This window comes from Candidatus Omnitrophota bacterium, from assembly GCA_028715965.1.
GTDB lineage: Bacteria > Omnitrophota > Gorgyraeia > Tantalellales > Tantalellaceae > JAQUQS01.
Genome location: JAQUQS010000032.1, coordinates 1 through 11,109, shown reverse-complemented (window position 1 = coordinate 11,109; position 11,109 = coordinate 1). Strand labels below are relative to the sequence as shown.

14 protein-coding genes and 1 pseudogene are annotated in these 11,109 nt (G+C 49.3%); 14 read left to right on the top strand and 1 reads right to left on the bottom strand.

All coding sequences use genetic code 11. The annotated features are described in order from the left end of the window. The 4 genes from PHH49_08265 to PHH49_08250 all read left to right on the top strand — a co-directional run. Positions 1-504, top strand: a 504-nt coding sequence (locus PHH49_08265) for a carbonic anhydrase (protein MDD5488932.1), incomplete at its 5' end; no start/stop codon positions are given. Positions 505-601: 97 nt separating this feature from the next. Further along, positions 602-1,069 carry a metal-dependent transcriptional regulator gene (locus PHH49_08260; GenBank protein MDD5488931.1) on the top strand — a complete coding sequence of 156 codons (468 nt, stop codon included), beginning with the start codon at positions 602-604 and terminating at the stop codon, positions 1,067-1,069. Further along, entirely contained in the window at positions 1,070-1,291 is a 222-nt protein-coding gene (locus PHH49_08255) for a FeoA family protein (protein MDD5488930.1), read from the top strand. A 1-nt stretch (position 1,292) separates the two neighbouring features. Continuing rightward, positions 1,293-3,020 (top strand): ferrous iron transporter B, encoded by a 1,728-nt coding sequence (locus PHH49_08250; protein MDD5488929.1) that lies wholly within the window; start codon positions 1,293-1,295, stop codon positions 3,018-3,020. 48 nt (positions 3,021-3,068) lie between these two features. Here the strand turns inward: PHH49_08250 and PHH49_08245 are convergent, their stop codons facing one another. After that, positions 3,069-3,236, bottom strand: coding sequence for a 4Fe-4S binding protein (locus tag PHH49_08245; protein ID MDD5488928.1), 168 nt, complete (start codon positions 3,234-3,236; stop codon positions 3,069-3,071). A gap of 171 nt (positions 3,237-3,407) precedes the next feature. Here PHH49_08245 and PHH49_08240 point away from each other — a divergent pair, with 171 nt between their 5' ends. The 10 genes and pseudogenes from PHH49_08240 to PHH49_08195 all read left to right on the top strand — a co-directional run. After that, positions 3,408-3,779, top strand: coding sequence for a PilZ domain-containing protein (locus PHH49_08240; protein ID MDD5488927.1), 372 nt, complete (start codon positions 3,408-3,410; stop codon positions 3,777-3,779). 122 nt (positions 3,780-3,901) lie between these two features. Next, positions 3,902-4,549 carry a DUF5752 family protein gene (locus PHH49_08235; protein ID MDD5488926.1) on the top strand — a complete coding sequence of 216 codons (648 nt, stop codon included), beginning with the start codon at positions 3,902-3,904 and terminating at the stop codon, positions 4,547-4,549. Beyond that, positions 4,525-5,760 (top strand): glycosyltransferase, encoded by a 1,236-nt coding sequence (locus PHH49_08230; protein ID MDD5488925.1) that lies wholly within the window; start codon positions 4,525-4,527, stop codon positions 5,758-5,760. Before PHH49_08235 ends, PHH49_08230 begins: the two co-directional genes overlap by 25 nt. A gap of 98 nt (positions 5,761-5,858) precedes the next feature. Beyond that, the gene (locus tag PHH49_08225; GenBank protein MDD5488924.1) at positions 5,859-6,128 is read left to right on the top strand and encodes a hypothetical protein; all 270 of its coding nucleotides are present in this window, start codon (positions 5,859-5,861) and stop codon (positions 6,126-6,128) included. Positions 6,129-6,135: 7 nt separating this feature from the next. Then, entirely contained in the window at positions 6,136-6,489 is a 354-nt protein-coding gene (locus PHH49_08220; GenBank protein ID MDD5488923.1) for a metalloregulator ArsR/SmtB family transcription factor, read from the top strand. After that, complete coding sequence (locus PHH49_08215; protein MDD5488922.1) at positions 6,486-6,860, top strand: hypothetical protein; 375 nt, start codon at positions 6,486-6,488, stop codon at positions 6,858-6,860. Before PHH49_08220 ends, PHH49_08215 begins: the two co-directional genes overlap by 4 nt. 25 nt (positions 6,861-6,885) lie before the next feature. Beyond that, the gene (locus tag PHH49_08210; protein MDD5488921.1) at positions 6,886-7,167 is read left to right on the top strand and encodes a hypothetical protein; all 282 of its coding nucleotides are present in this window, start codon (positions 6,886-6,888) and stop codon (positions 7,165-7,167) included. 649 nt (positions 7,168-7,816) lie between these two features. After that, a pseudogene (locus PHH49_08205) lies at positions 7,817-10,020 on the top strand (ribonucleoside triphosphate reductase). Next, positions 9,971-10,675: an anaerobic ribonucleoside-triphosphate reductase activating protein gene (locus tag PHH49_08200; protein MDD5488920.1), complete on the top strand. Its 705-nt coding sequence runs from the start codon at positions 9,971-9,973 to the stop codon at positions 10,673-10,675. Before PHH49_08205 ends, PHH49_08200 begins: the two are co-directional and overlap by 50 nt. Beyond that, a partial coding sequence (locus PHH49_08195; protein MDD5488919.1) for a hypothetical protein occupies positions 10,675-11,109 on the top strand: 435 nt, incomplete at its 3' end. The genes PHH49_08200 and PHH49_08195, both read left to right, overlap by 1 nt.

Below are 11,109 nucleotides of genomic sequence, written 5' to 3'. Positions count from 1 at the left end.
GATATACCAAAAAAATACCGCAATACTCCCATAGGGTTATTGTTGGAGTACCACAATCTCGACAAGCCGTTCAAAACATACTCCGATGCCGAGCTTTTAATAGGCATGTGTATGGATAATCGTAAGCACCTGCATATCCCCGAGAATTTCGCGTATATAATACGTTCCGGAGGCGCTAACCTGAGGTACAGCGCGTTCAAGGTCTCCTACGCGATAGCCGTAGGTGAGGTCGGGCATATAGCGCTCATCGCGCACAATAATTGCGGGATGACCAATCTTATATCGAAGAAACGTAAGTTCATTAACGGACTTGTCGAACGGGCAGGATGGACCAAGGACGCGGCAGAGGAACATTTTATGAACCTTGTCCTGATGCACGAGATAGGGAACGAACTGGATTTCATCGTCAGTGAGGCCGTTCGGTTAAGCAAAAGATATCCGAAGATAAAGGTCGCGCCTTTGTATTACAAGGTTGAAGAGAACCGGCTGTATTGTATTTCCTGAGGACAGGACCACCTCCTAAGCCGGGCTTGGCGGACACACAGGCATCCTGCCCGTTTTTACCCGAACATACCCCAGTTATTGACATTTTCCGCAGGATATGTTAGTCTTACCTAACATATCCATTGAAAAGAACACTAGGGGAGGAAAGATGGCGTCAGGCGGGAGTGCTAGGCTAACTTCGAGCATGGAGGATTATCTCGAAGCCATAGTTACGTTGAAAAGAGAAGGAGGGACCGCGCGGGTGAGCGATATAAGTCGCGTGATGGATGTGAAAAAACCAAGCGTTACGGGCGCCCTGTCCGTGCTTGTGGACCGAGGCCTTATAGTGCATGAAAAATACGGCCGTGTGGAACTTACCGGTAAAGGGGAAAAAATAGCCGGGGAGATCCGGGAAAAACACGATATGCTGGTGGGGTTCCTTCATAAGGTCCTGGGACTGGACAGGGACCTTTCGGAAAAGGACGCGTGCGGGATGGAACATTCTATAAGCCAGAAGACGTTCGAGCGATTGACGGCTTTTTTGAGAGGGTTGGAGCCCGGGAAGATAAAGAAAAGAGGGAAATAAGTGGACCTTACAGAGCTTGACAATAAGAAACGCGCGCGCGTTATAGAGATAAACGGGGGACATAATGCCATAGCCAGGTTAGAAGCGCTTGGCATAAGGCCGGGTAAGTACATCACGAAACTCAGTGCCCATTTCTGGAAGGGGCCGGTCACTATCATGGTGGACCGGACAAAAGTGGCGGTAGGGCATGGTATGGCAAAGAGGATAATGGTGGAAGAATAATATGGAAGATCACGAAAAGAAAATACTCCTCATGGGGAACCCCAATGTCGGTAAAAGCGCTATATTTTCGCGTCTTACCGGCGCGAAGGTCACTATATCCAATTACCCCGGAACTACCGTGGGATTCAGCCAGGGAAGGATGAAACTTTCGGATAAAGAGTTCGGGGTGCTGATGGACGTCCCCGGTGTGTATAATCTCGACCCGTTATGCCGCGCTGACGAAGTGGCGTGCGGGCTTATAAGTAGCGGGGATATCATCGTGAACGTTCTCGACGCTACGAACCTGGAAAGAGGGCTATTCCTTACGCTTGAGCTCATAGAGAAGAACAAGCCCGTGGTGGTAGCCCTGAACATGTGGGATGAGACCAGACATAAAGGCATTGAAATAAATACGGGCAGGCTCGAGGAGATGCTGGGTGTCCCGGTGGTCACTACATGCGGGATAACCGGGGAAGGGATCAAGGCCCTGGTCGAGCGGATACGTCAGGGTATCCCGGCCAGAGGACAAGTTCTCTCCCGGGAAGAAAAGTGGAAAAGAGCCGGGGAGATAATAAGCGGAACGCAAATACTGCATCATCACCATCATACGGTCCTGGAAGCGCTCGAAGAAGTAACGACGCGTCCCGTTACGGGATTGCCCGTCGCCCTGGTGGTGCTTTACCTTTCGTTCCTCCTGATAAGGGCAATAGCGGAAAATCTTATTTATTATGTTCTCGACCCATTGTTCGAACAATATTGGATAAGGGTGGTGGACTGGCTGAACGGCGTGTTAGGCAGCGGTGTCCTGAGGGAGATCATGATCGGGGGGCTTGTTGACGGGAAAATAGATTTCGGCTCGTCTTTCGGTCTCTTGACAACAGGTTTGTATGTGCCCCTGGCGGCGGTATTGCCATATATAATAAGTTTCTACTTCGTTCTTGGCATTATTGAGGACTCGGGATACTTGCCTCGCCTGGCGACACAGGTGGATAATTTCATGCACAAGATCGGGCTTCATGGGTACGCGATAGTACCGATGATACTGGGGCTGGGGTGTAACGTCCCCGGAGCCATGGCATTGCGGCTTCTCGAGAACAGGCGGGAGAAGTTCATTGCCGCGACGCTTATGGCCATAACGGTCCCATGCATGGCGCAGATAGCCATGATAGTTGGTCTCGTGGGAGAACGCGGGGGCAAGTATGTTGCGCTCATTTTCGGGATACTCTTCGTGCTTATGGTGGTCAAGGGGCTTATCCTTAACCGTGTCATGAAAGGCGCGAGTCCCGAGATCTTATGGGAGATCCCCCCATACCGAATGCCGCAGATCGGACCAGTGCTTAAAAAACTGTGGATGAGGATATCCGGTTTTATGAAAGAAGCGTTACCGATGGTGCTCGGGGGGGTGCTACTGGTAAACCTGTTATATATGTTCCGGGTGTTGGATGTATTCGCCACGGTGTTAGCTCCCGTATTCAGGGATCTCTGGGGCCTGCCTGAGGGCACTATTTCGGCGATGGTGATAGGCTTTCTTCGCAAGGATGTAGCGGTAGGCATGCTGGGGCCGCTGGATCTTTCAACGCGGCAGCTGGTCATAGCATGTACCATACTTACTATTTATTTCCCGTGTGTGGCCACATTCACAGTGATGATACGGGAACTGGGAATAAAGGATATGATAAGATCAGTTGGTATCATGCTGGTGACCGCGCTTACGGTCGGGGGGGTATTAAATCTTGTGCTCTGGAAATAAAGAACGCCCGGGAGAGGTCCCCCCGGGCGTTCTTGTTGGATATGGTCTTTAGTTCTCAATGGCCTGTACGGGACACACGGCCTGGCACGCGCCGCAATCAATGCATTTTTCAGGGTCTATGATGTAAATGGGTTCGCCTTCGCTTATGGCTTCTACCGGGCATTCCGGTTTACACGCACCGCAGGCAACGCATTTATCGGTTATTTTGTAAGCCATGGTACATCCTTTCTTTTTTATGTTGGTAACAGTTGATTTTTTCCAATAATACCAAAAGTACCAGATGAAAGCAAGTGCGACAAATAAAAAACCCGGATGGCCTTGTATTCGTGGTATATAGCAGTATATACTAATACTATTAAAACACTGGGGATATGGTAACGGAGGCATATGTATAAAGGCATAGAGAGAAGGACATGTAGCCGCATTAAGCGTCCGGGAGAGATGTTCCTCCGGCAGTACGCGGGGAACAGGGCCGGGTGGAAAAGCGCCATGTGGGACGTGGTGCCTTTAGCCGACATCGGGGCGGGAGGAGCACGTTTTTATCATGATGGTCCTCTCCTGAAGGGGTCGCTTGTGGATATAAAGCTTAATGTCGTTAAGGGGATGCCTCCACTTGAGTGTATAGGCAAAGTGATACGGGTAAAGGATATGCCGGGTACCGGGGCCTTTGAATTGGCCGCCTCATTCGTTGAAATGCCCGGAGAGAAAAAAGACCTTATAGACAAAGAGGTCGAGTCTTTCACTCAGCACGGCTGGTAATGGTGGCCGGAGCTGCCTGAGTACGCGGTTTGCCTGATATTTCCTGGGATGCGTTTGACAATAAGAGATCATTTCCACTATAATAAAAGAACAGCGGCGATATCATTTAAGTGTCTGGGAGAATGATGAAGGAATTCGATTTTATAGAATGCCTGGAAATAAAAGAGCTCCTCGGACGTAAAGCCGACAACGAGCTTCATCTTATGGAAATGATCGAGGAAGCCCCGGCGGATTCGATCTACTACCATACTCATAGTTATTTCCTCCGCCATTTTTACCTGTCAGGACAATACCCTAACGATTTCGCGAACTGGACCGTATTGCAGGTAAGGGACCGCGTGTTAGGGGAAAAGCTCGGCTCGATCACTCCTGCCCCTGGGAAGGGGATAGAGGAGATCAGGTCTGAGATCATCGATATAATGGACGCGCACCTCTCATCGCTTAGGACCGTGCCCGCGGTCATACAGGGTGAACCTTTTTATTTCATGAAATCGCGTATCATTAAGGTACCGACCGGGAAAAAGGCCGGGAGCCTTGATGAGTTCATCAAGGTGCTGAGCAGCATCCACGCAAGCGCGATATATTTCCATATGTTCGAAGCGCGTATCAGGATAAAAAAAGGGAAGAGTGATTTCTCGATATGGCTTGAGGAAGTGCTGGGACTCGGAGGGCTCGCGGATAAGATAGAAAAAATAGATTGCTATATGTACAGTCTCGAACAGATAAGAAGGAAGATCGTGGAGCTATGCCAAAAAGAGCTGAAAAAGTGATCAAGCGCGGCGAGCCTACCCTGGCATCTTACAGGTCCGTGGCCCCGGAGGGGACAGTGGACCTGATATATTGCCTGGCCGAGAAGCTTAAAGGACGGTCGTTCCTGCACGTGAATTCCACGAAAATGGGTGGAGGCGTGGCTGAGATGCTTATAAGATTGCTCCCGATCTTCACTGAACTCGGGATAGACGCCAGGTGGGAGATCATCAAGGGAACGGAACTTTTTTACAGCACTACCAAGAGCTTCCATAATACGCTTCAGGGGGACGTTACATGGATCCCCGAAGAGGGATATGAGGAATATAGGAAAGTGAACGCGGAGAACGCGGCCAACTTGTCTCTTGACGCGGACTTTACCGTTATCCACGATCCTCAGCCGGCGGCTTTTATCGAACAAAAACCCGCCGGATCAAAATGGGTGTGGAGATGCCATATAGATATTTCACGCCCCCAGAGGAAAGTATGGAACTTCCTGAAACAGTATGTGGAAAAATATGATGGCGCGATCTTTTCCCTTCCCGGGTTCGCGCAGAGGTTGTCCATACCTCAGTTCCTCATATATCCATCCATAGATCCGTTGAGCGATAAGAACAGGGACCTTACCGATACTGAAATAAAGGCCATAACACATAAATACGGTATTCCGGGGGATAAACCAATGATACTCCAGGTCTCCAGGTTCGATAAGTTCAAGGATCCCGTGGGAGTGATAGAGGCCTATAAAGTAGTAAAAAGATACGACGACTGCTGTCTTGTGCTTGCCGGGGGAGGGGCAACGGATGATCCGGAGGGGATGGCGGTACTAAAGACGGTGAAGGATATTGCCTCGTCCGACGAAGATATATTCGTGTTGGACCTGCCGCCGGACGCTAACTTGACCATAAACGCCCTTCAGAGAGCTGCCACTGTTATCCTGCAGAAATCCACTAAAGAAGGTTTCGGGCTTACGGTAGCCGAGGCCATGTGGAAGGCAAAACCTGTTATTGGTGGTGCTGTGGGGGGGATAATGACCCAGATACTTTACGGGCGTACGGGATATACCGTGAATTCGGTAGAAGGGTGCGCTTTCAGGATAAGGTACTTATTGAACAACCCGGAAATAGCCGAAAAACTCGGGGAAAATGCCCGGGATTATACCCGCAAGAACTTCCTCATTACACGTCATATCTGTGATTACCTGGCTCTTATGGCCGCTATGCTCGGGCTTTGACAGACTCTTGACTTTATTAGGATTGATAGTAAACTATATGAACATATGGTCATATAGTGGATAATAGTGCGTGTGCTGCCGCAGAAAAAGGGGGACTTATGAAGAAGAAAGTGATGGTCTTGTCCATTATGGCCGCTGCTTTTATATCTTTGGGGATCATATCGTTCCAGACACCGAGCGAGGCGAGAAGCATGTTCATCCCGGACGCGGGGAACAAGAAATGTCTTGTTACGGGCCAGGAGCTGACCTCCAAAAAGGTATATCGCGTTTATAACGGTAAAAGGTACTGGTTCTCGTCGCTTGACGCCGCGAAAAAGTTCGAACAGGAGCCGATAAAGTACATAAAGAACTATTACGGGAAAAGGTGACCCGGGAATGAAGATCAGGAAGGCCAGGCAGATCCTTAAATCGTTCGCGGACGACACTCGTCTCAGGATAATACATCTTTTGAAAAATACCAGGGAAATGAACGTTACCGAACTCTGCGACGCTCTTGGGAAGAAACAGTCCAATATCTCAAAACATCTTACCAGGCTTCGCCTGACGGGGGTGGTACGCGACAGGAGGGAAGGCAACCTTGTGAAGTATTTTCTCGCCAAACCAGCCACGAACGCGCACAGGGAACTTTTGAACGCGATAATAAAAGGACTTTCCGATGTAGAGGTCTTCAAGGAGGACTTGAAAAGGACTGGTCTTAAAAAACAAAAAATAACCGGAGGTAAAAAATGAAGAAGGCATTAGGTGCTGTTCTGGTGGCTTTTCTTGTCGCGGCATTGCCCCTGTCCGGGACATCGCTACAGGCACAAGAAACGGAAGAGATAGTGGTCGAGGTCTCCCAGGAACCCGTACAGGAAGCGGCACAGGATATGGCGGATTACAGTTACGCGGATGGGACTATAGTCGAGGTTTCGGGGACCAGCCTTGTCCTGAAAGAGAACGATTATATGACAGGGGAGGAAAAAGACCAGGCGTACGTAATTTCCCCGGATGTGGAATTGAGTGAGATAACGTCCATAGGGGACTTGAAAGCGGGAGATGAGGTTTTTGTGGAGTACAAGGAAGAGGGTGGCCAGAAGACGGTCACGTATATGTCGGCATAGAACGATTTGACCTCAAGGAGGCGGAATGGGAAGACCAAGAGCGACGAAATGTCCCGAATGCGGGGATATAATTGAGATCGACCCCTATGCTGAGGACGGCGAAATGTTCTATTGTCCCAGTTGCGATGCCGAGCTGGAGATAGTAAGCGTACAGCCTCTCAAGCTGAGATCGAAAGGCGGGGCGAAGCCCGGGAAAGATCGGGATAGCGAAGAAGATGATTATCTGGAAGAGGACCCGGACGATGGCGCTGCCGACGATGAACTGGATAGGTATATCGACAGGGATGAGGATTATGAGACTTATTGATGAGGATGCACGGAACAACATAAGGAGGGTGTAATGAAGAAAGCCTGCTGTTGTGGAGCAAAAAAGGTCGCAAAGAAAAAAACGGTCAAAAAAGCCGCGAAAAAGGCCACGAAAAAGAAATAACAGTACATGGTCTATCTGGGAAATGAAAGGCGTGGAAGCATCCTGTCCGCGCCTTTTTTTCGTCCGGTGAAGATAAAACTTGCTTTAATTTATCCGGAATGATAGGATATCGAAGCCGCAGAAAAACCCGCGGCGACCCCTTAAAACAGGAGAAAAACGAGTCAAGTTCAAAAGAGCCAACTTTTTTGCGGCTAACTATATATAGTTGTGCTCTTGACAAGGGGGGCAATATATGGTATTTTCTCTAATGCCTCGGCACCTGGAACGATAAGTATGCTTCCGGGGAAAAGCCCGGGACAGAAGTAAGGGCAGCAAAGGAAAAAAGCGTGATTGGGCAGGTTTACACGGCATATTTTAAAGTCATTCCCATTAAGATGAAATATAGACCCACTCTTCCGGCACTGATCTATTTGAAAGGAACATATCGGCCCATTGACGGGCTAAGTTAATATTTTACCCGCTTTCCAGGAGCGTGGTAAATGGGGTATTTTTTACTGAATATACATTCAAGCGGAAAGGAAATAGCATGTATTCATCGGACATAAAATTCATCAGGAAAAGGGACGGTAGGCTGGAGCCGTTCGACCCGCAAAAAGTTGATAACGCCATTTTCGCCGCGGCAAAAGCCGTAGGAGGAGAAGATCGGGAAAAAGCGTTCGCCATAACCAAGCAGGCGATATCCATTCTCGAGGTCATATATAAAGGTAACAGGGTCCCGACGGTCGAGAACGTACAGGATCTTGTGGAAAAACTTCTGATCGAGAACGGGCACGCGAAGACGGCTAAAGCATACATACTTTACAGGGAACAACACGCGAAACTCCGCCAGACCAAAGCTCTTCTTTCTGACGCGGTGAACATGGTCGACAATTACATACAGCAGAAGGATTGGCGAGTGAAAGAGAACGCCAACATGGGATATTCCCTCCAGGGGCTTAATAATTTCATTTCCACCGCGGTCTCGAACAAATATTGGCTGGACAGGATATATCCCAAAGACATAGCGGAGAAACATATGTTGGGGGATATCCATATACATGATCTCGGGTCCATAAGCGCTTACTGCTGCGGATGGGACCTGAAGGATCTCTTGGCAAAAGGGTTCGGGGGCGCTTATGGAAAGGTCGAGTCGAATCCCCCGAAACATTTCCGGGTAGCGCTCGGACAGATAGTCAATTTTTTCTACACGTTGCAGGGAGAGGCCGCGGGCGCGCAGGCGTTCTCAAATTTCGATACGTTACTCGCGCCATTCATATACTACGATAACCTTAACTACGGCCAGGTGAAACAGTATATGCAGGAGTTCATATTCAACATAAACGTGCCTACCAGGGTAGGGTTCCAGACCCCGTTCACGAATATCACTATGGACATGACCATCCCCGACTCGTTCAAGAACGAGGCGGTAATAGTGGGCGGGGACCTGAAGGATAAGAAATACGGGGATTTCCAGCATGAGGCCGATCTTATAAATAAGGCTTTCTGCGAGGTAATGATAGAAGGGGACGCCAAAGGCAGGATCTTCTCGTTCCCTATCCCCACGTACAATATCACCAAGGATTTTGACTGGGATAACCCCGACCTTGACCTTCTCTGGCAGATGACGGCTAAATACGGCATTCCTTATTTCTCGAATTTCGTTAACAGCGACATGAGCCCGGACGACGCGAGAAGCATGTGTTGTAGGCTCAGGCTTGATAACCGTGAGTTACGTAAAAGAGGTGGGGGGCTTTTCGGGTCTAACCCCCTTACAGGGTCCATCGGGGTCGTTACCCTTAATATACCACGTCTCGCGTATCTATCTTCAGGCAAAGAGGATTTCTACAACGGCCTGGATGAGCTTATGCGGGTATCAAAAGAGGCCCTCGAGATAAAAAGGAAGGTGCTGGAGAAGCTTACTGACCAAGGGCTATATCCCTATTCCCAGCATTACCTTGGGGATATAAGCAAAAGACGAGGTACGGCCTGGGCCAATCATTTTTCGACCATAGGAGTGGTTGGAGTGAATGAAGGATGCCTTAACCTGCTGGGCGAGGATATAAGCACGGAAAAAGGCACGGCCTTCGCTGTGGAGATGCTGAACTACATACGGCAGAGGATGGTGGAGTTCCAGGAAGAAACGGGCCACCTTTATAACCTTGAAGCTACCCCCGCGGAAGGAACTACCTACCGGCTGGCAAAAATGGACAGGGAGAAATATCCGGGGATAATGACCCAGGGGAAGGAAGAGCCTTATTACACGAACTCTTCTAACCTTCCCGTGAACTATACGGATGATCTTTTTGGCGCGCTAGATCACCAGGACCAGGTGCAGACATTGTACACCGGGGGAACGGTGTTCCACATTTTCCTGGGCGAGCGTATAGACGATACGGAAGTGTGTAAACGGTTGGTGCGTAAGATAGCGGAGAATTACCACATACCCTATTTTACGATATCACCGTCCTTCACTATCTGTTCGGAACATGGATATATCCCGGGTGAACATTTTACCTGTCCGTATGAGCATAAGGACGAGGCGGCAACTGAGAACAAGGAGGTTTTGATATGAGTGAAAGAAAATGTGATGTTGAGGTCTTCTCCCGAGTGACCGGATTCTTCAGGCCGGTGCAGTCATGGAATAAGGGGAAAGCCGCCGAGTTCGCTGACAGGAAAAAATACAACATAGGCGCTCTTGCTTGTGAGCTTACAGATGATAATAGCCGGGTTGCAGAAACTGTCGCTCGTTGATTATCCGGGGAATATAGCTTCTGTAGTGTTCCTTCAGGGATGCAATTTCCGGTGCGGGTATTGTCAGAATCCCGACCTGGTGTCCCTGGAAAAAAAGTTTGAATGTTCAGAAGAATATGTGCTGGAGTTCCTTGCCCTCCGCAAGGGGATGGTAGATGGTGTGGTAATAAGCGGAGGGGAGCCTACGATCCACAAACAGCTTTCGGCCTTCATCAAAAAAATACGCGCGCTTAAATTCAAGATAAAGCTTGATACGAACGGATATATGCCCGAAGCGGTTGAGAAGCTTCTCAGGGACCGCATGCTTGACCACATCGCAGTTGATATCAAGACGTCGCCGGGGAAATACCAGATGGCTACTGGCGTGAAGAACGCGGAAGAGAATGTATGGAGGACCATAAGGACGGTGATGATGTCTACCGTGCCTTATGAGTTCCGGACGACCTGTGTGCCCGGGATCGTAGACGCGGATGATATCCGGGAGATAGGGCCACTGGTGAAAGGGGCGGGGAGCTACTATCTTCAACAGTTCCGTCCGATCATTACGCTTGATGAGCGGTTCAGGGATGTACGTCCATACGAAAAGGCTGAACTCGAGAGGATGGCTGAGATCCTTCGCGGATACGTCAAGAACGCGGCAATAAGGGGGGCGTGATGAACATGATACGGCGCGTGGCAAGATATCTATTCTGTGTGTTCGCCGGAATGTTCTTTATCCTGGAATTGTTCGCGGGTAATGTCTGTGGTGAGGAGGGGCAGGTCCCGGGAATAAATGTATTCGTGAAGATACGCGGCAATACAGGCCTGGAGGCCGATATCAAAAAGATCATGAATGAAGAATTCCTTTCCAAGCCTAATATCGTGATGGCCCAGGACAGCGATAATAGCCATATATACATAGATCTTACTTTGGTAGAGCAGAAACCTATAAAATTCTACGGTCTGGGCGTAGCTATTTCCTACCACGTACGTGGCGACCAGTATAGTTATCCTGTTTCCGATGTCGCGCAATTCGGGCGAGAGCGCATGCGGGAGGTGTGCGCCTACCTTGTGAAAGAGATCGACTCTTCCTACTGCGAACCGTTACGT

What these genes read in the sequence shown, in the direction of transcription:
- PHH49_08260 (MDD5488931.1), top strand. Translation starts at nt 602, where the DNA reads ATGTTAGTCTTACCTAACATATCCATTGAAAAGAACACTAGGGGAGGA.
- PHH49_08245 (MDD5488928.1), bottom strand. Translation starts at nt 3,236, where the DNA reads ATGGCTTACAAAATAACCGATAAATGCGTTGCCTGCGGTGCGTGTAAA.
- PHH49_08225 (MDD5488924.1), top strand. Translation starts at nt 5,859, where the DNA reads ATGAAGAAGAAAGTGATGGTCTTGTCCATTATGGCCGCTGCTTTTATA.
- PHH49_08235 (MDD5488926.1), top strand. Translation starts at nt 3,902, where the DNA reads ATGATGAAGGAATTCGATTTTATAGAATGCCTGGAAATAAAAGAGCTC.
- PHH49_08210 (MDD5488921.1), top strand. Translation starts at nt 6,886, where the DNA reads ATGGGAAGACCAAGAGCGACGAAATGTCCCGAATGCGGGGATATAATT.
- PHH49_08250 (MDD5488929.1), top strand. Translation starts at nt 1,293, where the DNA reads ATGGAAGATCACGAAAAGAAAATACTCCTCATGGGGAACCCCAATGTC.
- PHH49_08240 (MDD5488927.1), top strand. Translation starts at nt 3,408, where the DNA reads ATGTATAAAGGCATAGAGAGAAGGACATGTAGCCGCATTAAGCGTCCG.
- PHH49_08230 (MDD5488925.1), top strand. Translation starts at nt 4,525, where the DNA reads ATGCCAAAAAGAGCTGAAAAAGTGATCAAGCGCGGCGAGCCTACCCTG.
- PHH49_08215 (MDD5488922.1), top strand. Translation starts at nt 6,486, where the DNA reads ATGAAGAAGGCATTAGGTGCTGTTCTGGTGGCTTTTCTTGTCGCGGCA.
- PHH49_08220 (MDD5488923.1), top strand. Translation starts at nt 6,136, where the DNA reads ATGAAGATCAGGAAGGCCAGGCAGATCCTTAAATCGTTCGCGGACGAC.